General features: G+C 72.5%; 26 protein-coding genes. 10 read left to right on the forward strand and 16 right to left on the reverse strand.

What is annotated here, in order from left to right:
• Positions 1-55: 55 nt before the first annotated feature.
• The 3 genes from ACE7GA_RS25265 to glcF all read right to left on the reverse strand — a co-directional run bounded on the left by ACE7GA_RS25265 (position 56) and on the right by glcF (position 2,362).
• Positions 56-325 (reverse strand): hypothetical protein, encoded by a 270-nt coding sequence (locus ACE7GA_RS25265; RefSeq protein WP_376093300.1) that lies wholly within the window; start codon positions 323-325, stop codon positions 56-58.
• Positions 326-398: 73 nt separating this feature from the next.
• Positions 399-1,046, reverse strand: a complete 648-nt coding sequence (locus tag ACE7GA_RS25270) for a tetratricopeptide repeat protein (RefSeq protein ID WP_376093303.1) — start codon at positions 1,044-1,046, stop codon at positions 399-401.
• Positions 1,043-2,362 (reverse strand): glycolate oxidase subunit GlcF, encoded by a 1,320-nt coding sequence (gene glcF / locus ACE7GA_RS25275; RefSeq protein ID WP_376093306.1) that lies wholly within the window; start codon positions 2,360-2,362, stop codon positions 1,043-1,045. Before glcF ends, ACE7GA_RS25270 begins: the two co-directional genes overlap by 4 nt.
• A 180-nt stretch (positions 2,363-2,542) precedes the next feature.
• On the opposite strand from glcF, the gene ACE7GA_RS25280 reads away from it, so the two are divergent.
• Entirely contained in the window at positions 2,543-2,959 is a 417-nt protein-coding gene (locus tag ACE7GA_RS25280; RefSeq protein WP_376093309.1) for a hypothetical protein, read from the forward strand.
• Between the two features lie 72 nt (positions 2,960-3,031).
• Here ACE7GA_RS25280 and ACE7GA_RS25285 read toward each other — a convergent pair whose 3' ends face one another.
• The 6 genes from ACE7GA_RS25285 to ACE7GA_RS25310 form a co-directional block, all read right to left on the reverse strand.
• Positions 3,032-3,799 (reverse strand): MBL fold metallo-hydrolase, encoded by a 768-nt coding sequence (locus ACE7GA_RS25285; RefSeq protein ID WP_376093312.1) that lies wholly within the window; start codon positions 3,797-3,799, stop codon positions 3,032-3,034.
• 306 nt (positions 3,800-4,105) lie between these two features.
• Positions 4,106-5,284, reverse strand: coding sequence for an FAD-binding protein (locus ACE7GA_RS25290; protein WP_376093315.1), 1,179 nt, complete (start codon positions 5,282-5,284; stop codon positions 4,106-4,108).
• The gene (locus ACE7GA_RS25295; RefSeq protein ID WP_376093318.1) at positions 5,281-6,765 is read right to left on the reverse strand and encodes an FAD-linked oxidase C-terminal domain-containing protein; all 1,485 of its coding nucleotides are present in this window, start codon (positions 6,763-6,765) and stop codon (positions 5,281-5,283) included. The genes ACE7GA_RS25290 and ACE7GA_RS25295 overlap by 4 nt, the downstream gene beginning before the upstream one ends.
• A gap of 76 nt (positions 6,766-6,841) precedes the next feature.
• Complete coding sequence (locus ACE7GA_RS25300; protein ID WP_376093321.1) at positions 6,842-7,168, reverse strand: hypothetical protein; 327 nt, start codon at positions 7,166-7,168, stop codon at positions 6,842-6,844.
• 17 nt (positions 7,169-7,185) lie between these two features.
• Positions 7,186-7,311, reverse strand: coding sequence for a type B 50S ribosomal protein L36 (gene ykgO / locus ACE7GA_RS25305; protein ID WP_007003646.1), 126 nt, complete (start codon positions 7,309-7,311; stop codon positions 7,186-7,188).
• A 311-nt stretch (positions 7,312-7,622) separates the two neighbouring features.
• The gene (locus ACE7GA_RS25310; protein ID WP_376093325.1) at positions 7,623-8,453 is read right to left on the reverse strand and encodes a sulfite exporter TauE/SafE family protein; all 831 of its coding nucleotides are present in this window, start codon (positions 8,451-8,453) and stop codon (positions 7,623-7,625) included.
• Between the two features lie 174 nt (positions 8,454-8,627).
• On the opposite strand from ACE7GA_RS25310, the gene ACE7GA_RS25315 reads away from it, so the two are divergent.
• The 4 genes from ACE7GA_RS25315 to ACE7GA_RS25330 all read left to right on the forward strand — a co-directional run bounded on the left by ACE7GA_RS25315 (position 8,628) and on the right by ACE7GA_RS25330 (position 11,902).
• Positions 8,628-9,386 (forward strand): sulfite exporter TauE/SafE family protein, encoded by a 759-nt coding sequence (locus tag ACE7GA_RS25315; RefSeq protein WP_376093328.1) that lies wholly within the window; start codon positions 8,628-8,630, stop codon positions 9,384-9,386.
• Entirely contained in the window at positions 9,383-10,105 is a 723-nt protein-coding gene (locus ACE7GA_RS25320; protein WP_376093331.1) for an aspartate/glutamate racemase family protein, read from the forward strand. Before ACE7GA_RS25315 ends, ACE7GA_RS25320 begins: the two co-directional genes overlap by 4 nt.
• A 143-nt stretch (positions 10,106-10,248) precedes the next feature.
• Positions 10,249-11,238 (forward strand): Bug family tripartite tricarboxylate transporter substrate binding protein, encoded by a 990-nt coding sequence (locus ACE7GA_RS25325; RefSeq protein ID WP_376093334.1) that lies wholly within the window; start codon positions 10,249-10,251, stop codon positions 11,236-11,238.
• A 13-nt stretch (positions 11,239-11,251) separates the two neighbouring features.
• On the forward strand, positions 11,252-11,902 hold the full coding sequence (locus ACE7GA_RS25330) for a flavin reductase family protein (protein WP_376093337.1): 651 nt from the start codon (positions 11,252-11,254) through the stop codon (positions 11,900-11,902).
• A 78-nt stretch (positions 11,903-11,980) separates the two neighbouring features.
• Here ACE7GA_RS25330 and ACE7GA_RS25335 read toward each other — a convergent pair whose 3' ends face one another.
• From ACE7GA_RS25335 to ACE7GA_RS25355, 5 genes are all read right to left on the reverse strand, one after another.
• The gene (locus tag ACE7GA_RS25335) at positions 11,981-12,220 is read right to left on the reverse strand and encodes a hypothetical protein (protein WP_376093340.1); all 240 of its coding nucleotides are present in this window, start codon (positions 12,218-12,220) and stop codon (positions 11,981-11,983) included.
• A 133-nt stretch (positions 12,221-12,353) separates the two neighbouring features.
• A complete protein-coding gene (locus ACE7GA_RS25340) occupies positions 12,354-13,427 on the reverse strand; it encodes a tartrate dehydrogenase (protein WP_376093343.1) in 1,074 nt (357 codons plus the stop codon).
• A 73-nt stretch (positions 13,428-13,500) separates the two neighbouring features.
• Positions 13,501-14,241 carry a formylglycine-generating enzyme family protein gene (locus tag ACE7GA_RS25345; RefSeq protein ID WP_376093346.1) on the reverse strand — a complete coding sequence of 247 codons (741 nt, stop codon included), beginning with the start codon at positions 14,239-14,241 and terminating at the stop codon, positions 13,501-13,503.
• Positions 14,242-14,265: 24 nt separating this feature from the next.
• Positions 14,266-15,348, reverse strand: a complete 1,083-nt coding sequence (locus tag ACE7GA_RS25350; protein WP_376093348.1) for a Kelch repeat-containing protein — start codon at positions 15,346-15,348, stop codon at positions 14,266-14,268.
• Between the two features lie 59 nt (positions 15,349-15,407).
• Positions 15,408-16,409 carry a mitochondrial fission ELM1 family protein gene (locus ACE7GA_RS25355; protein WP_376093351.1) on the reverse strand — a complete coding sequence of 334 codons (1,002 nt, stop codon included), beginning with the start codon at positions 16,407-16,409 and terminating at the stop codon, positions 15,408-15,410.
• Positions 16,410-16,550: 141 nt separating this feature from the next.
• Between ACE7GA_RS25355 and ACE7GA_RS25360 the strand changes: the two genes are divergently transcribed.
• The 5 genes from ACE7GA_RS25360 to ACE7GA_RS25380 all read left to right on the forward strand — a co-directional run bounded on the left by ACE7GA_RS25360 (position 16,551) and on the right by ACE7GA_RS25380 (position 21,575).
• Positions 16,551-17,291, forward strand: a complete 741-nt coding sequence (locus ACE7GA_RS25360; RefSeq protein ID WP_376093354.1) for an orotate phosphoribosyltransferase — start codon at positions 16,551-16,553, stop codon at positions 17,289-17,291.
• A 178-nt stretch (positions 17,292-17,469) separates the two neighbouring features.
• Positions 17,470-17,952: a hypothetical protein gene (locus ACE7GA_RS25365; protein ID WP_376093357.1), complete on the forward strand. Its 483-nt coding sequence runs from the start codon at positions 17,470-17,472 to the stop codon at positions 17,950-17,952.
• Positions 17,889-18,965, forward strand: a complete 1,077-nt coding sequence (locus tag ACE7GA_RS25370) for a calcium-binding protein (RefSeq protein ID WP_376093360.1) — start codon at positions 17,889-17,891, stop codon at positions 18,963-18,965. The genes ACE7GA_RS25365 and ACE7GA_RS25370 overlap by 64 nt, the downstream gene beginning before the upstream one ends.
• Before the next feature lie 14 nt (positions 18,966-18,979).
• Positions 18,980-20,635, forward strand: a complete 1,656-nt coding sequence (locus tag ACE7GA_RS25375; protein ID WP_376093363.1) for a peptide ABC transporter substrate-binding protein — start codon at positions 18,980-18,982, stop codon at positions 20,633-20,635.
• A 7-nt stretch (positions 20,636-20,642) separates the two neighbouring features.
• Positions 20,643-21,575 carry an ABC transporter permease gene (locus tag ACE7GA_RS25380; RefSeq protein ID WP_376093366.1) on the forward strand — a complete coding sequence of 311 codons (933 nt, stop codon included), beginning with the start codon at positions 20,643-20,645 and terminating at the stop codon, positions 21,573-21,575.
• Positions 21,576-21,581: 6 nt separating this feature from the next.
• Here ACE7GA_RS25380 and ACE7GA_RS25385 read toward each other — a convergent pair whose 3' ends face one another.
• Both ACE7GA_RS25385 and ACE7GA_RS25390 read right to left on the reverse strand, forming a co-directional pair.
• Positions 21,582-22,427: an FkbM family methyltransferase gene (locus ACE7GA_RS25385; RefSeq protein WP_376093369.1), complete on the reverse strand. Its 846-nt coding sequence runs from the start codon at positions 22,425-22,427 to the stop codon at positions 21,582-21,584.
• A 72-nt stretch (positions 22,428-22,499) separates the two neighbouring features.
• Complete coding sequence (locus ACE7GA_RS25390) at positions 22,500-22,985, reverse strand: M23 family metallopeptidase (protein WP_376093372.1); 486 nt, start codon at positions 22,983-22,985, stop codon at positions 22,500-22,502.
• Between the last annotated feature and the right edge of the window lie 46 nt (positions 22,986-23,031).

Consider the following 23,031-nt stretch of genomic DNA (forward strand, 5'->3'; position numbering starts at 1 on the left):
CGGGCGACCTTCGCCTCAGCGTGCCGCGGGCTCGTGCGCCGCGCCAGGGCCGTCCTCAAGCCAGGCCGAGCCGCCACAGGATGACGAGCAAGCCGATCAGCGTCACCGCGAGAGAAACGAGGCAGGTCCAGCGGAGGAAGGCCAGCGCGAACTCTCCGCGGAGTTGCTCCTCGGTCAGGACCGGGGGGATGGCGGGGGTGTTCGGTTGCCCATCGTGCCAGCGCCCGAAGCGCTCGGGGGCGTGCAGGTAGAGTTCCGCCTCGAACGGGACGCTCCCGACCCCGGATATCCCGCCAGACGGCCGTCGAGCAGTGAAAAGGGACATGGGCTGAAAAACCGTTACGAATCCCGTGTATCCCAAGGCCGACGGCGCCGCCAGATGGGCCGGGGCGACGGCGTCAGGTGTCGTCGCCGAGGGCGCGGCGGCGCAGGTCGCGTTGCCGGGCGGCAGCGCCCGACTGCTTCGGGTTGATGGCGAGGGCGGCGTCGAGGCTGCGGAGGGCGCCCTGAAGGTCGCCCGCATCCTCGAGCACCGAGGAAAGGGCCGTCAGTGCGCCGAAATGCCGCGGTTCGAGCCGGAGCGCCTCCCGCAGATCCGCGGCGGCGGCGCGGGGATCGCCGGCCGCTGCCTGGGCCTGGGCGCGGAGGATCCAGGATTCCGGGAAGTCGGGCTGGAGGGTGATGGCGGCGTCGAGGTCCTCCACGGCCTCGGCCGGGGCATTCGCCTCGAGGTTCCGGATCGCCCGGCGCATGAGGAGGGAGACGGCAGGCGAGCCGCCCTGCGACCACAGCGTGCGAAGCCGCGCCTCCAGCATCGCGGCCGTGGTCTCGTCGGGGGCGGCCGGCAGGGCGTCGAGGATGCGGTTCGCCTCGGCGCGGCGACGCTCCGCCGCGTCCGGGGGCTGGACGGGCGCGGCGGCAGGCGGGATGGCCGGTGCAACCCCGGACCCGCCCGGCGGCGGGATGATCTGTGCCGATGCCGGTTGCAGCACGAGCGCCAGGGCCATCGCGGCGACGGCGGCCCCGGCCTCGACGATTCGGATCATGCGGCGACCTTCCGGCGGGCGGCCAGGGCGGCCGGTTCGGGGCCGCCGGCCATCCAGTCCAGCAGTTCCACGGAATGCACGACGGGGATGGTGCCCGAGAGTTGCGTGAGGCATCCGATGTTGCCGGAGGCGATCACGTCGGCCTTCAGCCGCGCGATGTTGCCGAGTTTCCGGTCGCGCAGCCGCGCGGCGATCTCGGGCTGGAGGATGTTGTAGGTTCCGGCGCTGCCGCAGCAGATGTGGGCCTCGACCGGCATCTTCACGCGGAAGCCGGCCTTCGCCAGCAGGTTCTTCGGCACGTCCGTCAGGCGCTGCCCGTGCTGGAGGGAACAGGCCGGGTGGTAGGCGACGGTCAGGTCCGGCGTCGGGCGCGCGGGTGCGTAGCCGAAGGTCGTCAGGACCTCGGAGATGTCCTTCGCCAGCGCCCCGACCGTCGCGGCGCGGTCGCGCATCTCCGCGTCTTCCCGGAACATGTGGCCGTAGTCCTTCACCGTCGTGCCGCAACCGCTCGCGTTCACCACGATGGCGTCCAGCCCCTCGCCCTCGATCTCGCGCGACCAGGCCTCGATGTTGGCGCGGGCATAGGCGTGGGAGGATTCCTGCTGGCCCATGTGATGCGTCAGCGCGCCGCAGCAGCCCTGACCCTGGGTCACCACGACCTCGATCCCCATGCGGGTCAGCAGGCGGATCGTCGCCTCGTTGATCGAGGGGGCGAGGACGGTCTGCGCGCAGCCGGTCAGCAGGGCCACACGGCCGCGCCGCTCGCCTTGTGCCCGGTGGATCGCCGGCCTCGCGGAAGGGCCCGGCGCCGGCAGCGACCCCGGCGCGAGGTCGAGCATCGCCTGCAGGCGCTTCGTGGTCATCGAACGGCCGCCGAGAAGGCCACGGAACGGCCTGGCCAGGCGCGCGCCGAACAGGGAGAGCCGGAACAGCGCGGGGCGCGGCAGCACCCAGGCCAGGACGCGGCGGATCGTCCGCTCCATGAAGGGCCGCTCGTAGGTTTCCTCGATGTAGGCGCGCGCGTGGTCCACGAGGTGCATGTAGTGGACGCCGCTGGGACAGGTCGTCATGCAGGACAGGCAGGACAGGCAGCGGTCCACGTGCTGCACCACCTCCTTCGTCGCGGGCCGGCCGGACTCCAGCATGTCCTTGATGAGGTAGATACGGCCGCGGGGGGAGTCCAACTCGTCGCCCAGCAGCAGGAAGGTCGGGCAGGTGGCGGTGCAGAACCCGCAATGCACGCAGGTCCGGAGGATCGTGTTGCTTTCCGCCGTCTCGGGGTCGCGGAGCTGCTCGGCGGTGAAATGGGTCTGCATCTCATGGGATATAGCGCGCGGCGCCGCCGACGCCTCCCCCGGTGATGCCGAGGACGGCCCGCATCGGGGAAGGCCTGCCATCCGATCGTCGCCACGAGCGGGGCTTGCCTTTAGGTTGATACCAACCATATCGGTTCGGGCCAGTCCCGCTTTTGGGACCCGACCGACAAGAATCCGGTCATGCACCACCTGACCCGAGCCGTCACGGCCCTCGCCTTCGTCGCGCTCGCGCATGCGCCGGAGGGGCGGGCGCAGACGAGCCCAGGTCCTGCCCCTGGCCCCACCACGGGCCGGCCCACCGCGCCGGTCACGAAGGTTCTCGCCCTCGGGACGCTGACGATCCGGGGCGCGCCCGATCCGGCGGCCATGCGCCAGGAGGCGCGGGACACGCTCGACCTCCATCTCTCCGGCGCGATCGAGCAGTGGTACTTCCGCCCTGGCGACGCAGGCGTGGTCGTCATCCTCAACGCGCACGACGTGGCCTCCGCGCGCGCGATCCTGGAACGGCTCCCCTTCGTGCGGGACGGCGTGCTGAGCTTCGAATACGTGGAACTCGCGCCGCTCGTCCCCCTCCGCGCGCTGCTCGCGCCGGGCTGACGGGCGCTCGCGCGGGCGTCGGCCGCCCGCGCGTTCTACAGAGGTCGGTTCGGGCGAGGTCGGTCCGGGGCGTCAGATCGGCGCGAAGGGGACCGGGACGAAGGCGTAGCCCTCCCCGTCCTTCGCGACGTGGCCGAAGCCCGGGAAGGGCATGTGCATGCCCGCCACCATCATCCGGTCGGACGCCACACGGTCCATGACACGGCCGCGGGTCTGCGCGGCCTGGGCCTGATCGGAGTCGAAGGCGATCGTGGCGGCGGGGCGCGCGAATTGCAGCGGCGGGGCGTGGACGATGTCGCCCCAGATCAGGAGCGACTGGCCGCCATCCGACACAATGTAGCCGGTGTGGCCGGGGGTGTGGCCGGGTAGCGCGACCTGCTCGAAGCCCGGCGCCGGCGAGGCACCGGGGGCCAGGCGCCGCACCCGGTTGCCATAGGCCGCGACGCCGCCCTGCGCGATCTGGACGAAGGGCCTGAACTCCGCGGGCATCCGGGAGGCGAGGCTGGGATCGAGCCAGAACGCAGCCTCGGCCTCCGGCACGATCATCTCGGCATTGGGAAAGAGGGCGGCGTTGTCCCGCACGGCGCCGCCGACATGGTCGGGGTGGAGGTGGGTCATGATCAACGCGTCGACCTGCGCGGGCTGGATGCCGGCGGCGGCCAGCGCGTCGGGCAGGTGCGCGAGGGTCGGCGCGAAGCCCTGCACCGTGCCGGCGTCGATGAGGTAGAGCCGCTCGCCGGTGTTGACGGCGTAGGCGTTGGTGTGGGCGAGGACGGGGCCGTTCGGGCGGAAGGACCGCGCCAGCAGCGCGGGCCCGTCGGCGCCGAGGCCCTGGAACATCTCGAGTTCGAGCGGGAGGGTCCCGTCGAGAAGGGCCGTGACCTCGAAGCGGCCGACCTTGATGCGCTGGAAGCCCGGCGCCTGTCGCCCGGCGAGGGGGCAGCCGCCTGGGCCGGCAGGGCCCGTGCGACGGCGGCCGCGGCAAGGGCGCCGAGCGCGGCGCGGCGGGTCGGGCGAAACGGCATGGCGGGAGTCCCCTCGGTTCGGAAAACTGGAATTGTGCGCTGCGCCACCGCGCGCAAGCCGGCACAGGAGAAGTTTCGCTGAACGCCGTCCGCCCCGCACCCGCCCGCGCAGGCAGGTCCGTCAGAGGCCGGCGCGCATCCGGCCGGGATTGAGGCGGCGGTCGGGGTCGAGGGCGGACTTGATCCGCGCGGTCAGCGCGGCGAGCGGCGGCACCTCGTCGGGGATGACCGAGACGGCGGCACGGAGCGAGTCAGGGGCGCGGAACAGGGCGAAGGTGCCGCCCGACGCCGCCGCGGCGGTGATGACCGCGGCGTGGGTCGCCTCCGTCGCAGGGCCGGCCACCCAAACGAGGCCCCCACCCCAGTCGAGGAGGAGGCGGCCGCCCGCGGCGCGGAGGGCGCGCGCGGCGGCCGGTGCTTCGGAGGGGCGGAGCGAGAGGCGCCACACCGCTTCCTCCGGCGCGGGGGAGAGCGGGTCGGCGTCGCGGATCGCGCGCCAGAGGGCACGGGACGTGTCGCCGCCGATCACGTCGCCTCCGCCGACGAGGCCGCGCAGGCGGGGCATGCGGTAGGCGACGGATTCGGAGAAGTCCTCAAGACGCAGGAAGGCAGCGGGGCCGGCGATCCCGGCGGCGGCCATGCCCGCCGGCAGCATCGCTGCGCCGGTCACGCCGTAGGGAGAGGTCAGGCCGGCGGAGAGCGCGGCGATGCCGGCGGCCTCGTTCGCCACGGGCACGACGAGGGTCGCCGTGTGCTCGGACCGCGGGCCGACCTTCAGCGTGACCTCGGTGATGACGCCGAGCGTGCCGTGGCTGCCCGACAGCAGTTTGCAGAGGTCGAGGCCCGTGACGTTCTTGTGCACGCGCCCGCCGCTGCGCAGCACCTCGCCCGTGCCGTTGACGAAGCGGATGCCCAGCACGTTGTCGCGCAGCGCGAAGCCCGCGATGCGGCGGGGGCCCGAGAGGTTCGCGGCGACGAGGCCACCGATGGTGGGTGGCGGCGCGTCGGGGACGCCCATCAGGGACCGCAGGTCGGGCGGCTCCGCGATCAGGTGCTGGTCGTGCTCGGCGAGGGCGGCCTCCAGGTCCGGCAGGGTCGTGCCGGCGCGCGCGGAGATGACCAGTTCCGTCGGGCGGTGCAGCGTGATGCCGGACAGGTTCCGCGTGGTCAGCGTCGCCGCGGCCTGCACCGGGCGCAGCATGCCGCGCTTCGTGCCGTTGCCCTCGATGGCGAGCGGGGCGGTGGCGGCCGCGACGATCTCGGCGACCGCCTCCTCTGTCCCCGGTGCGTGCAGCGTCATTCCGCGGCCATGACCGGCGCGCCAGAGGACGCGACCTGCAGTGCGGGATTGCCCTCGATGGGGAAGACCTTGGCGGGGTTGAGGAGCCAGCCCGGGTCAAAGGCCTCCTTGATCCGGCGCTGCTGCGCCAGTTCGCGGTCGTTGAACTGCACGTTCATCAGGTCCCGCTTCTCGATGCCGACGCCGTGCTCGCCGGTCAGGCAGCCGCCGACCTCGACGCAGAGGCGCAGGATGTCCGCGCCGAAGGCCTCGGCCTTCGCGAAGGAGGTCGGGTCGTTCGCGTCGAACATGATGAGGGGGTGCAGGTTCCCGTCGCCGGCGTGGAAGACGTTGGCGACCTTCAGCCCGTATTGGTCGCTCATCTCCCCGATGCGCTTGAGAACGTGGGGGAGCTCCCCCGTCGGTATCGTGCCGTCCATGCAGAGGTAGTCGGGGGAGATGCGGCCGACCGCGCCGAAGGCGCCCTTGCGGCCCTTCCAGATCGCCATGGACTCCTCGGCGGTGGTGGCGACGCGCATGGAGATCGGGTCGAAGCGCGAGCAGATGTCGCGGAGCTTCGCCAGAAGTGCGTCCTGTTCCTCCGCGCTGCCCTCGACCTCGATGATGAGCATGGCCTCCGCGTCCAACGGATAGCCGGCGTGGGCGAAAGCCTCGCAGGCGTGGATGCAGGGCTTGTCCATGAACTCCAGCGCGACGGGGATCACGCCGCTCGCCATGATCGCGTCCACGGCGGCACCGGCGATCTCCGTGCCCTTGAAAGCCGCGAGCATGGCCCGCGCACCCTCGGCGGCGCGGAGGATGCGGACGGTGACCTCCGTCACCAGGCCCAGCTGCCCCTCGCTGCCCGTGATGAGGCCGAGGACGTCGTAGCCCGCCGAGTCCAGGTGGCCGCCGCCGATCTCGACGACGTCACCCTCCACGGTCACGAGCTTCACGCCGAGGAGGTTGTTCGCGGTGACGCCGTATTTCAGGCAATGCGCGCCGCCGCTGTTCATCATGACGTTGCCGCCGATCATGCAGGCCAGCTGCGAGGACGGGTCGGGGGCGTAAAAGAACCCCTCCCCCTCCACGGCGCGGGTGATGCCGAGGTTGGTGACGCCCGCCTCCACCACCGCCAGCCGGTCCTCGAACGAGATGTCGAGCACGCGATTCATGCGCATCAGGCCGATCACCACCGCATCCGCCAGCGGCAGCGCGCCGCCGGAGAGCGAGGTGCCGGCCCCGCGCGGCACCACGCGCGCGCCGAAGCGGTGGCAGACGCGCATGGCCGCGGCGACCTCCTCGGTCGAGGAGGGCAGCACGACCGCAAGCGGAACCTGGCGGTAGGCGGAAAGCCCGTCGGTCTCATACGGCTTGAGGCGGAGGGGATCGGCGATCACGCCCTCCCCCAGCGGGCCGGAGGGCACGGCGTCGCGCAGGGCGGCGATGATCTCCTCGCGGCGGGCGAGGGTCTCGGGCTTGGGGTCTGGCAGGCGGATCATCGCGCGGCGTCTCCGGACGGCGTCCCGGCAATCTGGCCGCCGCCCCGGGGTGCCGCAAGGACGCGGCGACGCGCCGTCAGCGGCAGGCGAAGGGCACGAAGGTGCTCGCCGCGCCGATGTTCATGGCCGCGACGGTCAGGGCGTCGGCCATGCGCAATTCCTCGGCGGACCGGGGGCATACCGCCCGCGTGCGGCAGCCGGAGGTCAGGAACGTCTCGTGCGCCGACAGGAAATCCGGGCCGAGGCCGGCGCGGCCGATCCGCTCGAACGCCTGCTCCGTGGCCGCGGCGTAGCGGGCGCAGCGCTCGGCCGGCCAGTCGCGCGATTGCGCCGCGGCCGGAAGACCACCCACCACACCGCCCAGAACGAAGCAGCCCGCCAGGAGGCGGGCCGCGAGGCGCACCGGACGGATGCCGGGGATCAGCCCTGGCGGGCCTTCATCCGCGGGTTCTTCTTGTTCAGCACGTAGAGGCGGCCGCGGCGGCGGACGACGACGCAGTTCTTGTCGCGCGTCTTCGCGGACTTGAGGGAGTTGCGAATCTTCATCGGTTTGGCCTGGGGTCTGGTCCGGGACGAGTTCGGGCGCGCGACGGCCACCGGCCCCGCGACGAGAGGGCGCCGTATAGGGGAAGCCGGTCCGGGGGGTCAACCGCCCGGACCGGGTCGCTCCGGGCCGTGTTGCCCGCGCGACAGGCGCGACGCCGCGCGAAACCATCCCGAAACCAAACCCGGCGCATGGTGTTGAGGACGCCGGCACGGGAGAGGAACGATGCTGCACCGGATCAGGCATATTCTCGCCCGCCTGCGCTACCGGCCGGAGCGTCCCTACATGCGGGGTTCGCGGGCGGCCTGACGCCTCAGCCGATCAGGCTCCAGACCATCCGTACCGCGGTGATGCCGAGGAACACCGCGAAGGCGCGCTTGAGCAGCAGCGGCGGGATGGTATGCGCCAGCGTCACCCCCCAGGGCGTCGCGAGCATCGAGGTCGGCGTGATCAGCGCGACGCCGACGAGGTTGACGTAGCCGAGCGAGAAGGGCGGCAGCAGCGGGTTGCCCCACCCCGCCCCGATGAAGGCCAGCGTCGCGGGGATCGAGATGATGATCCCGAAGGCGGAGGCCGTGGCGACCGCGCTCCGGATCGGCGTGCCGAAGAGGTTCAGCAGCGGCACCCCGACGGTCCCGCCCCCGATCCCCATCATCGCGGAGACCCCGCCGATCGCGCTGCCGAGGGCGTGGCGGGGGGCACCGGTCGGGAAGGTCTCTCGCAGGCGGTAGTCCAAGCCGGTGACGGCCATGTTGACCGCGACGAGGAGCGAGATCACGGCGAAGACGGCCGTCAGCACGGAGCCGCGGACCCAGACCGCGATCACAGTCCCAATCAGCACGCCTACGATCAGCGACGGGATCATGGACCGCAGCAGCGGCACGTCCATCGCCCCCTTCGCCCGGTGCTTGCGCGCGGACTGGATGGATGTCGGGATGATCGTCGCGAGCGAGGTCGCGACGGCGAGTTTCATCCGCACGGCCTCTGGCACGTCCAGCAGGGGAAAGACATTGAACAGCACGGGCACGATCACGATGCCCCCGCCGACGCCGAGCAGCCCCGCGAGCGTACCGGAGACGAGCCCGGTGACGGCCATGGCCGCCGCGAGGGCCGCGATCCAGGCGGGGTCGTGCATGTGGGTCATGGGGCCGTCCTGCGATTCGTGCCTCCGATAGGGGCGGCGCGGGTGGCTGTCAGCCCTCGGACAAGCCGCGTCGGCCGTGCTGTGCCGTGGGGTTGACGGCGCGCCGCCGCCTGGCCTTCTCCGCGTGACCGGCCGGTCCTGGCGCGGGGCCGATCACTCGCCCATCATGGCCGCGTGCCGCTGATCACCGATCCTCTCTTCTACGCCCTGGCGGTGCCGGGCTTCCTCGTGAACGGGATCAGCAAGGGCGGCTTCGCCTCGGGCGCGGGGAACGTTGCGGTGCCCCTCATGGCGCTGACCGTGCCGGCGCCGCAGGCTGCGGGGATCGCCTTGCCCGTGCTCTGCGCCATGGACATCGCGGGGCTGCGCGCCTGGTGGGGCCGCTGGTCCGCGCGGGAGATGCGGACGATCCTGCCGGGCGGGGCGATCGGGCTGGTGCTCGGCGTGCTGCTCTTCGGCGCGATGTCGGCGCGGACCGTGTCGCTGCTGCTCGGCGTCGTGACGCTCGCCTTCCTCGCGCGCTCGCTCTGGACCCGTTGGCGCGGCGCGGCGACGGAAGCGGCGCGTCCCAACCGCGTGCGCGGCGCCTTCTGGGGCGCCGTCTCCGGCCTGACGAGCACGATCGCACATGCCGGCGGACCGCCGCTTGCGATCTACCTCTATCCGCTGCGGCTGGACCGCGGGATGCTGGCCGCGACGACGACCGTGTTCTTCGGGGTGATGAATTACGTGAAGCTCGTCCCCTACTGGGGTCTCGGGCTGCTGGACGGGACGAACCTGCTGACGTCCCTCGTACTGCTTCCCGTCGCGCCCGCGGGCGTCTACCTCGGAATCTGGTTGCAGAAGCGCGTGAGCGACCGGGCCTTCTACAACGTGGTCTACGTGCTTCTGGCGATCACCGGCGCGAAGCTGGTTTGGGACGGATTGGCATGAGCGAGCGGATCCTCGGCGTGCTCGGCGGAATGGGCCCGCTGGCGAGCGCGGAGTTCATGCGGCAGCTCACCCTGCTCACTCCCGCCGAGCGGGACCAGGAGCATGTCCCCGCGATCCTGTGGTCCGACCCGCGCGTGCCGGACCGCGTGGCGGCGCGGCGGGGAACCGGGCCAGACCCGCTCCCGGTGCTGGTCCGCGGCCTGCGCGGGCTGGAAGCGGCGGGCTGCGGCGCGATCGCCATCCCCTGCAACACCGCCCATGGCTGGATCGTGGGCATGCGCGCCGCCACCCGCCTGCCGATCCTCCACATCGTGGATGCGGCGGCCGAGGACCTGCGGCGACAGGGCGTGCGGCCCGGAACGGTCGGCGTGATGGGCACCGTCGCGACGCTGGAGATGGGGCTCTACCAGGATGGCCTGCGGGGCGGCGGCTGGGACGTGATCGTGCCGCCGCCGGAGGACATGGCCCGCCTCGTTTCCCCCGCGATCGCCGAGGTGAAGGCGAACCGGGTGGAGGCGGCCTATGCGCCACTTGCGGAGGCGGCCCGGTCGTTGGTGGCCCGCGGGGCGACGGCCGTGGTGCTAGGCTGCACGGAAATCCCGCTCGGCGTGGCGGCCGGCCCCGCCCTGCCCTTCCCCGTCGTGGACACGATCGCGGCGCTGGCGCGGGTGTCGATCGCATGGGCCCGAGAAGGCGCTACGCCCGCCGCGGTCGCGTAGTGCCGCGGCGGCCAGATCGCCACGGGAAGCCCGGGCCGAAAGGTCATAAACCCGGATCATTGGCCCTTGTCGGCGATGCGACCTGCGCCATAGCCTCCGGCCGCCAACGCACCGTGCGGCGGCGGGCGTGGGAGAGTGTTCCGATGAACGGACGGCGCGCGATCATCGTTTCGGCGGCAGCCGCGCCCTTTCTGCTCGCAGGCACTCGGCTGGGTGTGGCCGCGGGGTTTCCGGACCGGCCCGTCCGCCTCGTGGTACCATTCCCGCCCGGCGGCAACGTGGACTTCACCGGCCGCCTGCTCGCCCCGGTCATGTCGCGCGTGTTGGGCCAACCGGTCGTGGTGGACAACCGCGCCGGTGCCGGCGGGATCGTCGGCTCCGAAGCCGTGGCGCGGGCCCGCCCGGACGGTCTCTCGATCCTCGTCGCCTCGAGCGGTCCGTTGTCCCTCCTGCCCGTGACCACGCCCAACCTGCCCTACGACCCCCTGAAGGACTTCGCGCCGATCGGGGCGGCCTACCGCATCCCGATCGTGCTGCTGGCGTCCCGCGGCCTGCCGGCGACCGACCTGGCCGGCTTCGTCGCGCTCGCCCGGTCTCGGCGCGGACAGGTCACGGCGGGCACCTCCGGCAACGGCACGGGCGCGCATCTCGCCGTCGAACTGTTCAACAACGGCAGCGGCGCACCCCTGCTGCACGTCCCGTACCGGGGGACGGGGCCGGCCTTCTCCGACCTCCTCGCGGGGACGATCGACACGGTGTTCGACCAGCTGTCCAACGCACTGCCGCTGCACCGGGACGGGCGGGCCCGGATCCTCGCCGTCGGCTCGGCACGGCGCATCGCGGCGCTGCCCGACGTGCCGACCTTCCGCGAGGCCGGCCTGGTCGAGCCGGAGCTGACCACGACGCTGGGCCTGGTCACCACCGCCGGGACGCCGCGCGAGGCTGTCGAAACACTCCGCGCGGCGCTGGCCGCGGCGCTGGAGGATGGCACGGTGCGGGAGCGCCTCTCCGACCTCGGCGCGGAGATCGCGACGGGGGAGGCGGCGACGCCCGCGGGCTACGCCGCCCTGATCCGGGAGGAGCTGGAAACCTCCCGGCGCGCCGTCGCGCTGCCCGGCGTGAAGCTGGACTGATCGGGCGCCAAGGATGATCCCCGAATTCGCCTTCGTGGACGGCGAGGGCCTGGATACCGCGACGGCCTACCGGCTGATCGTGGGCTGCGTCGTGCCTCGCCCGGTCGCCTGGATCACGACGCTCGACGCGGCTGGCCGCGTCAACGCGGCGCCGTTCAGTTCCTACAACTACGTCGCGACGAGCCCGCCGATGCTGGCGGTGAACATCGCGGCGCGGGCCGGGGACGGCGCGATGAAGGACACCGCGCGGAACATCCGGGAGATCGGGGAGTTCGTCGTGAACGTCGCGACGGAAGACACGATGGAGGCGATGCACCTCTCCGCGCAGGAGTTCCCGCCGGAGGTCAGCGAGGCGGAGGCGCTGGGGCTCGCGCTCCTGCCAAGCCGCAACGTGCGTCCGCCGCGGCTGGCCGCCTCCCCCGTGCAGATGGAGTGCCGGCTCGACCAGGCGGTGGTGCTGGGACGCGGAGTGAACACCCTCTACATCGGCGAGATCGTGGCCTTCCACCTGCGGTCCGACATCTATGACGGAAAGCGGGTGGACAGCGCGGCCATGCGTCCGATCGCGCGGCTCGGCGGCCCCTTCTACGCGGGGCTGGGAGAGGTCTTCGAGCGACCGATGCTGCAACGTCCGCCCGGCAGCGAGGGCTGGAAGGTGGGCTGAGCCGGGCCGGAGATGACGATGGCCCGGGTCAGCCCGGGCTGTTCTCATCACGCCGTACGCTGAGCGGACGGCGAGGGCTCAGTCGCACTCGCACCCGTCGGTCGGGCCGGAATCGGCGCGCACGACGTGGTGATCCACCCATTCCGCGACCAGGCGCCGCGCCTCGGCCACCGACGCCTCGGGGTGGTGGATCCGGTAGAGCGAGGTGCAGGCGGAGAAGGCGGAGAAGTCGCTCGTCCCCCCGTCGCGCAGTTCGCGATACGCGGTGACGACCGCGCGCTCGCAGCGCCGGGTGATATGGCTGAAGTCGTAGCCCATCGGGCGGAACCTCTCCGTTCGGTGGGTCCTGCGAGCCAGTTGCGAATCACTCGCAGGAACGGACCTGTTATATCGGGCGCGCGTCATGTCAGCAAGCGTGACGGTCCGCAGCGTCAGTCCGCGTTGCGCTGGATCAGCCGCGGGCGACGATATCGGCCAGGGCCTTGCCGACCTCCTCGGTCCCGGACTGGCCACCGAGGTCCCGGGTGCGGGGACCGCCCGCGGTCATCAGGGTCTCGATGGCCGCGACGATGGCGGCGGCCGCCTCCGCCTCGCCCAGGTGGTCCAGCATCATCGCGCCGGACCAGACCTGGGCGATGGGGTTCGCGATCTTCCGCCCCGCGATGTCCGGCGCGGAACCGTGCACCGGTTCAAACATCGATGGATGCTTCCGCTCCGGGTTGATGTTGGCGGAGGGCGCGATGCCGATCGATCCCGCCACGGCCGGGCCGAGATCGGACAGGATGTCGCCGAACAGGTTGGAGGCCACCACCACGTCGAACCAGTCGGGGTGCTGCACGAAGTGGGCGCAGAGGATGTCGATGTGGAACTGGTCCGTGTGCACGTCGGGGTAGTCGCGCCCGACCTCCGCGAAGCGCTCGTCCCAGAAGGGCATGGTGATGGTGATGCCGTTGGACTTGGTGGCGGAGGTCAGCTTCTTCCGGCGCCGCATGCGCGCGAGGTCATAAGCAAAGCGCATGACGCGATCGCAGCCCTGGCGGGTGAAGACGCTTTCCTGCACCGCGAACTCGCGGTCGGTGCCCGGGAACATGCGGCCGCCGACGGAGGAGTATTCGCCTTCGGTGTTCTCGCGGATGACGACGAAGTCCACGTCTTCCGGCTTGCGGTCCGCAAGGGGCGAGCGCACGCCGGGCATGAGGCGGCAGGGGCGCATGTTCACGTACTGGTCGAAGCCGCGCCGCATCGGGATCAGCAGGCCCCAGAGCGAGACGTGGTCCGGCACGCCGGGCCAGCCGACGGCGCCGAGGAAGACGGCGTCGCAGGTGTCGCGCAGCATCTCCAGGCCATCGGGCGGCATCATCTGGCCGGTCTTGGCGTAGCGCTCGCAGGACCAGTCCAGGTGGTTGAGCCGCAGGTCGAAGCCGAAGCGCCGCGCGGCAGCATCCAGCACGCGCAGGCCCTCCGGCGTTGTCTCCTGGCCGATGCCGTCGCCGGGGATGACGGCGATACGGTGGGTGCGGGTCATGCGCGTCACTCTCGCGGAACGGTCCGCCCGGTCCTGCGCGCGTGCGGGCCGGATGGCAAGGGATCGCGCTGCGTCACACCTCGCGCGCGATCCGGAAGCCGTAATCGTCGCAGCGGAAGTCCGGCGCGTTGCGGTTGCGCGCCGCTGCCCGGACCTGCCGCGGGACGTCGCGCCAGGAGCCGCCGCGCAGCACCCGGCGCCCACAATCGCCGGTGAGCCAGGCCGAGCCGTCGAGCGGAGCGCCGACGTAGAACTCGTTCCAGCAATCCTCGACCCATTCCCATACGTTGCCGATTACGTCGTGAAGGCCGAAGGCGTTGGGCGGAAAGCAGCCAACGGGCACGGTGCCGGCCTGTTCCGACGGCTCCTCTTCCACCAGGTATCTCGCATCGCCGGGCCGCAGGTCTGCGCCCCAAGGATAGGCGGTGGTCGCGCCGGCCCGGGCCGCGTACTCCCACTCTGCCTCGGTCGGCAGGCGATAGGCGCGGCCGGTCCACGCGGCGAGCCAGGCGGCGTAGTCCCGGGCCTCATGCCAGGTCACGTTGACGGCGGGCCGATCGCCCCGGCCCCAACCCTCGTCGGACGGCGCGGGGGCGCGTGTCGCGGCGATGAAGTGGTCGAACTCAGCGAAGGTCACTGGAAAGCGGCCGAGGGCAAAGGGCCGGGCGAGGATGACTTCGCGTACCGGGTATTCGCTGTCCTCGTGCCCCGCCTCCTCGTCCGGCGAGCCCATGAGGAAGCGTCCGGGCGGAATGACGACGAGCTCCGGCAGGCCGTCGCCGTCGCGGAAGGCGGCCGGTGTCGCGCGCGTCATCCCGGTTCCCTCCCGCCGCGACGGTCAGCCCAGGCTGAACGCCTCGTTGATCGCGCTGAGCACGCCGCCGCCCATCTGCGGCCCGCCACCGGCCACAACGATGCTGTCGCCCAAGACGACCGCGCCCATGCCGTGGCGCGGTGTCGTCATCGGGGCGTAGGACTCCCAGCGATCCGTCGCGGGGTCGTAGGCCTCGGTGCTGCCGTGGACGCGGTTCGTCCCCTCCCCGCCCATGCAGAAGACGCGGTTGGCGAACCAGACGCTGCCGTGGCCCGACCGCGCGGTGGGGATCGGCGCGCGAAAGGTCCACTCGTCGGTACGCGGGTCATAAGTGTGGTGGAGGTTGGAGTTGGTGTGGAAGGTGTCCACGCGTCCGCCGATCACGTGGATGACGCCGTTGACGAACACGACGCCCGTATGGTCGCGCGCCAACGGCATGGGCTGTCGGCGGCCATATCGATCCGTGCGCGGGTCGTAGGTGATGTGCCAATCCACGGAGCGCCGATTGTCCGACCCGATCGCGCCGCCGATCAGGTGGATCAGGTCGCCGGCCGAGACGCAGGCGATCGCGCCGCAAGCCTCGGGCAGGCGGCGGAGCGTCGTCCAGCTCTCCCCGTCGAAGGCGTAGGCGCCGTCATGCGGCGTGCGGTTCTGCTCCAGGAACCCGCCGAACGCGTAGAGACGGCCGCCATGGCTGACCACGCCCACATGGTTCGCGCCGCGCGGAACCTGCGGCAGTTCGGTCCAACTGTTCGAGGCGAGGTCGTAGGCATGGTGGTAGGGCCGGTCCACCCGCTGCTCCGCGTAGCCGCCGACGAGGTGCACGCGGCCGCGGTACTCGGCGGCCCAGGCCATCTCCGTGCGCGGGATCGGCAGCGGGGCCAGCGCGCGCCAGCGGCCGGGATTGGCGGCGCGCGGGGCCGGGCTGTCCGTGGCGGCGTGCTGGTGCGCCAGGTCCGGCAGGTCGGTGCGGCCCGGCTGGTTCAGCCGTTCGAACTGGCCGGCCTGGTGGGGCTGCGTGTTGCCGTGGTTGTGCTGCGCGGCGGCGGGCGCGGCGGCCAGCGCGAAGCCGCCGGCGAGGAGGTGGCGTCGGTGGAGCTGCGTCACGGTCCTGCTCTCGGATGCTGGACGGCTTGTAATGATGTGGCCAGGCTCGGCCAAGACGGTCAGGACGTCCCGACCGCGGCCGCGAAGCGCCCCCGGATCTCCGCCGCGACGCGTCCCGCTTCGTCGAGCGGCGGGTGCGGTGCCCCGCGCCCCGCATCGGTCAGCGGGGCCGCGAGCCCCGCCTCGCGGAGGCTGTGGACCAGGCGGAGGTGCCGCCCTTCCTCCCGCGTCGCGACCAGGACCGGGGCGCCGGTCGCGCAGGCCTCCGACAGCATGGAGACGCTGTCGCCGGTGACGACGATCGCGTCGGCCTGGGCCAGGAACCCGGCATAGGGGTTCGGCCCAGGATCTCCCCAGCGATAGAGACGGTGGGGCAGGTCGCGGAGGGCTTGGGCGATGGCGGCCGTCGCGGCCTCGCCGGTCCGGCGGGAGGTGGTGACGAGGAGCGTTGCGCCCGGAAAGCGCTTCGCCACGCGGGGGATCAGCTGCGCCGCATCCCCTACCGGCATGCCTTTGCCTCGCACCGGCCCGCCGACGAGCACCGCGACGCGCGGGCCGGGGAGCGCTGCGAGGTCCGGCCATTCCGCGCGCGCCGCGGCCAGGCGCTCGGGCGAGAGCCGGTGACAGGCGCCGAGGATCTCCAGGACGTTCGGCGCGGGGCGGGGCGAATCGTGCCTGCCAATCACCAGCAGGTCGAAGTCCGCGGCACCGAGGCCTGGCCGCATGCATTGGACGGCGACCGCCCCCCGCCGCCGCAGCCAGCGCGCCACCGGGGCCGAGCGCCGCCCGGCAGAGAGGACGAGACGCGGCCAGACCGGCGAGGGCGCGCGGGGATAGACTCCCTCCGGCAGGTTCGCCCAGAAGCGCGAGAGGGCCGGCTCCCGCGCCGCGTCCCAGAGCGCCGCGCGGGCCTCTCGCGTCAGGCCGGCAAGGCTCGGCCAGGGGATCGGCAGGCGCGCGAACGGGCCCCATTCCAGCGCGACCGTACGGAAGGGCAGGCCGAGCCGCTCGGCGATGCCAAGCGCCTGGGCCGCGGTGCCCGCACGGGGGTCGGCCAGCACCCAGACCCGCGGCGGCTGGTCATCCCCGGGTGTTCCGGGCCCCACCGCCGCGCTCAACCCGCCCCCGTCGCCGCGAGTGGACGCGCGGACGGCGGGACGTTACCGATCGGGGCCGCCCCCCCTCGCCCGGAACCCGCCGCCTTGCCCACGCCGAACCTCCAAGCGAACCCGACCACCGAGTGGGACCGCGACGCCGCGCTCATCACCGCCCGCATCCTGCTGGAGATCAAGGCGGTGAACTTCCGGCCGGAGGAGCCCTACACCTTCACCTCCGGCTGGAAGAGCCCGGTCTACATCGACTGCCGCCGCATCATCTACTTCCCCCGGGCCCGCCGCACGATCTGCGACCTGGCGGCGGAGAAGATCGGCCGCCACATCGGCTACGAGACGATCGAGGCGATCGCGGGCGGCGAGACGGCCGGCATCCCCTTCGCCGCCTGGATCGCCGACCGGATGATGGCGCCCATGGCGTACGTCCGGAAGAAGCCCAAGGGCTTCGGCCGCAACGCGCAGATCGAGGGCGACGTGCCGGAGGGTAAGCGCACCCTCCTCGTCGAAGACCTGACCACGGACGGCGGCTCCAAGATCCGCTTCGCCCAGGCGCTGCGCGACGCCGGCGCGATCTGCGACGAGACCTTCGTGGTGTTCTTCTACGGCGTCTTTCCCGGCGCCTTCGAGACGATGAAGGCGATGAACCTGCGCCTGCTGCACCTCTGCACCTGGTGGGATGTGCTGGAGGTGTGCCGGGAACGCCCCTACTTCTCCGACGAGGCGTTGCGCGAGGTGCGGCGGTTCCTCGAGGATCCCGTGGCGTGGTCGAAGGAGCATGGCGGGATCGGCAGCGCGGAGGAGGCGGCGCGAAAGGGGATCGAAGTGGGGTGACACCGCGCGGTCGGGCTGCGGGCCCCGTCGCGGTCCGCGCAATCCCGGCCCGACGGCAGCGGCGCGGGGCCCTCGCGTGCGTCACGGCGGCCGCGGTCCGGGCGCCGAGCCGCGTCGCAGCCCGGGACACCCGACCCGCACCGGTCTAGGCTTGGCCGGCACGACCGGGGGTTCGACGATGCCGAGGCTGCCGACGGACGGCGACGACGTCATCATGCTGGATGCGCGCGGCGCACCGCCTGTGCTGGACGCCCTGGGCGGCCAGGACGTGCTGCGGCTGCTCACCGCGCCCGGGCAAGTCGTTTCGGACAGCTTCTTCGCCGGCCTGTCGCATTTCGAGAGGCTGCTGGTCGGGCCCGTCCCGGGCCTGCCTGGTCCGCGCGCCAGTGGCGTGATCCTCGGTCCGGACGCCGCCGCGGCCTTCGGGCTGGCCGGCAATGGGGGCGAGATCGCCGGATCGCTTCGGGTAGCGGGTGATGCCACCGCCGCCCTCTCCTTCCACCTCTCGGCGGCTGCGCTGGCGGCGTCGTCAGGCCTGCGCCTCACCGTGTCGGGGGCCTGCTGGCGGATGACCTCGCGGCCGGCAACGGCGCGGACGTGCTGGTTGGGGGCGGTGGGCATGACACGCTCCAAGGTTTCGGCGGCAACGACCGGATGGTGATCGGGAGCGCCGCCGACCTCGCCTCCTCGGTCGTGGACGGCGGCGCGGGCCGCGACACGCTGGAACTCGGCGGCACCGGCGGGACGATCGATGATACGGCATTCGCCGACGTCAGCGGGATCGAGACCCTGTCGCTCGGGGACGGGCACTGGTCGGTGAGCCTCGGAGAGGAGGCGCGCGAGGCATTCACCGCTGGCCTCGTGCGGATCGTCGCGCAAGCCGCGACGGACGGGCTGGCGGTATCCGCCGCGGCGGGCGTCGCGGGGCTGCGGCTTTCCGCCACCGGCTCGGCCGGCAATGACAGCTTCGTCGGCGGCGACGGCAACGACACGCTGGAGGCCGGCGACGGCGCCGACGCTCTCCTGGGCGGCGCCGGGAACGACACCTTCATCTTCGACGCGGGCGTCTTCGGCGCAGGGACGCTGACGGCGGGGGACACGGTGGCGGGCGGTGCAGGCCGGGACGTGCTGCGGGTGGCGGGAGACGTCTCGGCCCGCGACCTCGCGGGGGTCGGCGGGATCGAGGCTTTGGCGCTCGCTCCGGGGGCGGGGCCCATCGCCATCGGCCTGTCCTTCGGCTCCGCCGAGGCGACGGCGGTCTTCACGGGCGGGAACGCGTTCGTCGACGCTTCAGCGGCGGGGACGGGCGGCGTCCACTTCACGGGCCCGGACCTGTCGGGAGGCGGGCGGCTTGACTACCGCGGCTCGTCCGGCGCGGACGTGATCACGCCGGGAGGCGGAATCGCGGTCCTGACGGGAGGTGCAGGCGCCGATGAATACCATTTCTTCGGCACGTCCGGCGCGAACCTGCGGGTCACGGATTTCACGGATGGCGAGGACCGTATGGCGGTGATCGGTCACGGTGACGCGGAGGAGATTCTGCAACGCTTTCTTGCCTCCGCCACGGACGGTCCGGCTGGCGTGCGCTTCGCCTGGGACGGGAACGCCGTCCTGCTCGTCGGGGTGACGAAAGCCATGATCACCCGGGCCGATTTCGTGTTCTACGACTCGTGACCGGGCAAATCAGGATGCAACCCGCGGCATGGGCCATCGCCGCGTCCTTGCTGGCGGCCGCGCCGACGCTGGCACAGCCGCGCGACACTCTCTCCATCGGCATCTCCCAGGCCCCGTCCACCTTCCATCCGAACATCGACCCGATGTTCGCCAAGACCTACGTCCTCGGCTTCACGCGCCGCCCCCTGACCGCCTACGGCGACGACTGGCGCCTGACCTGCATCGCCTGCGAAGCCGTGCCGACGATCGAGAATGGCGGCGTGGTGCGGGAGACGACGCCGGACGGGAAGCCCGGCATGCGCGTGACGTGGCGCCTGCGCGAAGGCCTGCGCTGGGGCGACGGCACGCCCGTCACCGCCGAGGACCTGCGCTTCGCCTGGGAAGCCGGCCGCGCCTTCGAGACGGGTTTCGGCGGCGCCGAATTCTACCGGCAGGCCTACGAATTCCTCTCCGACGACCCGCGCACGGTCACGCTACGTTTCGATCGCGTCTCCTTCGACGCGGGATCGGCCGGCAGTTTCGAACCGCTGCCAGCCCACGTGGAACGCGCGCGCTGGGAAGCCGACCGCCGCGCCTACCGCTCCCGCACGCTCTACGACACCGAGACGACGAACCCCGCCCTTTGGAACGGCCCCTACCGGATCACGGCGGTGCAGCCCGGCGCCTCCGTGACGCTGGAACGCAACGCGGCGTGGCAGGGTCCGGCGCCGGCCTTCCGCCGCATCAACATCCGCATCGTCGAGAACTCCGCGGCGCTGGAAGCGCAACTGCTGTCCAGCCAGGTGGACATGATCTCCGGCGAGGCCGGCCTCCCGCTGGATCAGGCGATCGCGCTGGAGCGCCGCGCACGCGGGCGGTTCCGCTTCCACTACCGCCCCGGCCTGACCTGGGAACACATGGACGTCCGGCTGGACAACCCCGTCCTGTCCGACACGCGCGTGCGCCGGGCCCTGATGCACGCGATGGACCGCCCGCGGATCGTGCAAAGCCTCTTCGACGGCCGGCAGCCCGTCGCGGCGACGTCCATCCACCCGGACGACCCGATGCTGGACCGCTCCATCCAGCCGCACGCCTTCGACCTGGACCTCGCAAAGCGCCTGCTGGAGGAAGCGGGCTGGCGCCCCGGCCCCGACGGCATCCGCGTGAACGCGGCGGGGCAGCGCCTCGCCTTCGACCTGCAGACCACCGCCGGCAACCGCTCGCGTGAGGCAGTGCAGCAAGTCATCCAGGGCATGTGGCGCGCCGCCGGTGTCGAGGCACGCATCGTCAACCAGCCGCCGCGCGTACTGTTCGGGGAAACGCTGTCGCAGCGCCGCTTCAACGGCGCCGTGCTGTTCGCCTGGATCTCCGCGCCGGAGAACGTACCGCGCACGACCCTGCATTCCTCGGAGATCCCGACCGCCGAGCGCAACTGGTCCGGGCAGAACCACCCGGGCTACGTGAACCCCGAGATGGACGAATTGCTGGAAGCCCTGCCGCAGGAACTGGACGCGGAGAAGCGGCGGCCGATGTGGGCGCGGCTGCAGGCCATGACCTACCGCGACCTGCCGGCCCTGCCGCTCTGGCATCGCGCCGACGCGCATGTCTGGCCGACCTGGCTCGACGGCGTGCGGCCGACGGGGAACCAGTACCCGTCCTCCCTTTGGGTCACGGACTGGCGAGTCCGGTGACGCGCGCGTGCTGCGCCTGATCGCCTGGCGCGTGCCGCAGATCGCGGTGACGCTGCTGGTCCTCTCCTTCGTCGCCTACCTCGCGATCGGCGCCATGCCGGGTGATCCCATCGCACTCGCCCTCATGAACGACCCGCGCATGGGGCCCGAGGACGTGGCGCGCGCCCGGGCGCTGCACGGGCTGGACCAGCCCCTGCTGTCCCGCTGGGTCGCCTGGCTCTCGGGCGTGGCGCGCGGCGAGTTCGGCTACTCCCGCCTCTTCTCCCGCCCCGTGGCGGAGGTCCTGTGGCCGGCGCTGCGCGGCTCTCTCGTGCTGCTCGGCTGGTCGCTGGCAATGGCCGTCGCGGTCGGCGTCGGCGTGGGGATGCTGGCGGCGCTGCGGCCGCGCTGGCGCGGGGCGGTGGACGGGCTGGCCCTGGCCTCGCAGGCGCTGCCGACCTTCTGGCTCGGCATCCTGCTGATCATCCTCTTCGCCGTGACCTTCGGCTGGCTGCCGGCCGGCGGGTCGCCCGACGATGCAAGCGACCCGGGCTGGCGCTTCCTCGTCCTTCCCGTCGCGACTCTCGCGGTGGCGCACCTCGCGGCCTATGCGCGCCACACCCTCGCGGCGATGACCGACGCGCTGTCGGCGCCCTGGATCGTCGCGGGCCGGGCGCGGGGCGCCTCCCGCCTCCGGATCGCCTGGCGCCACGCCTTTCCGAACGCGGCGGTGCCGCTGCTCTCCGTCCTCGCCCTCGATGCGGGCGCCCTCGTCTCCGGCGCCCTGATCACCGAGACCGTCTTCGCCCGGCCCGGCATGGGCAAACTCCTGACCGACGCGGTCATGGGCGGCGACCATAATCTCGCGCTGCTCGCGCTGCTGCTCGTCGCCGGCGTCACGATGGCCGCGACGCTCGCCGCCGACGTCGCCCAGCGCGCCCTGGACCCGCGCCTTGCCTGAACCCCGTTACGCGTCCCAGCGCGCAAGCGAGGGCGGCCGCGCGTCCGCCGAGGTGATCTCGTGCGGCGAACCGAGGCTCGCCCCGGACTCCGCCGGCGCCGCGAAGACGTTCACCGACACGATGCCGGGAAAGATGTTCGCCCCCTCCCCCGCATGGTTCGGCGCGCGGACGAGCGGCGGAAGGTGCCACCAGCACCGGTAGCCCCAGCCGAGCAGCCGCCCGAGCAGTGCCTGGCTCCCCGGCGCGCGGTCGTTCTCGAGGTAGAGTAACGGCCGGTGCCGCGCGATGGTCGCGGCCGCCCCGTCCAGGACCTCGGCCTCCATCCCCTCCACGTCCACCTTGATGAAGTGGCAGGCCACCAGGTCGAGCGAGTCGACGGGCAGCCCCGCCACCTCCTCCGTCGCCGCCGCGTCCCCGTGCAGCGCGACGCCGCCAAAATTGCCCGGGACGCTATAGTCGGGGCGCGGCACGCGCACAGTTCCCGGACGCGCCGTCGCCGCGGCCCAGTGCGCGACGACGTTCTCCATCCCACCCAGCGCCAGGTTCGCGCAGAGGGTCTGGAAGATGATCCGCTGCGGCTCGTAGGCCACCACGACACCTTTCGGACCCACGAACTGCGCCATCGGCAGCGTATGCGCCCCGATGTTCGCGCCGACGTCCAGCGCCGTCATCCCGGGGCGCAGCACCTGGGCGAACAGGTCCACCTCCGCCTCGCTGAACTCGCCATAGGTGTCGAGGCAGCCGCCGACGTAGCGGTCCCGCGCGTTGTAGAGCATCGGGCCATAGCGGCATGCCCGCAGGCGCAGGTGCGCGTTTTCCAGCAGCAGCTGGGCCGGGGCCGGTTCGCGCATGGGATTCCTTCCGCTCGCGAAGCCATCCTGGTCCGACGCAGTGAACCGATCGCTAACGGAATCGCCGCGGTGTCACGGCCGCCGGCCGCACGGCAGCACGCCCGGTAGGTAGGGCCCCGGGTCCACCCGCTCCCCCCGCACCCAGACCTCGAAGTGCAGGTGCGTACCGTACGTGATCCCGGTGCGCCCGACGCGCCCGATCGCCTCCCCCGCCACAACCTCGCGCCGCCCGCCAGCCAGGGCGGGCGCGACGGTGCCGAGATGGGCGTAGCGCGTGGCCAACCCCTCGCCGTGCCGGATTTCCACCTCCAGCCCGCCCGCCCCGATGCGACGGATTGCGGCGACGCGCCCCGCCGCGGCCGCCCGCACCCAGGCCCCCGCCGGCGCGGGCAGGTCCAGCCCGGTGTGGAAGCGCGACGCCCGCGGTCCCGCCGCCGGCCGCTCCCCGAAGGTCGAGGAGATGCAGGCCGGCGTGACGGGCAGGCCAAAGCCCTCCGCCACGGCCGGCGCCGCCACGAGCGACCCGACCAGCACGCCCATCGCGATGCGCCACGCCATGCGCGCCACGTCGCCCGGCCCGCCGCGGACCGCAACCCCCGCGCCG

The sequence above is a fragment of the Roseomonas sp. CCTCC AB2023176 genome (assembly GCF_042259275.1).
Classification (GTDB): Bacteria; Pseudomonadota; Alphaproteobacteria; order Acetobacterales; family Acetobacteraceae; genus Roseomonas.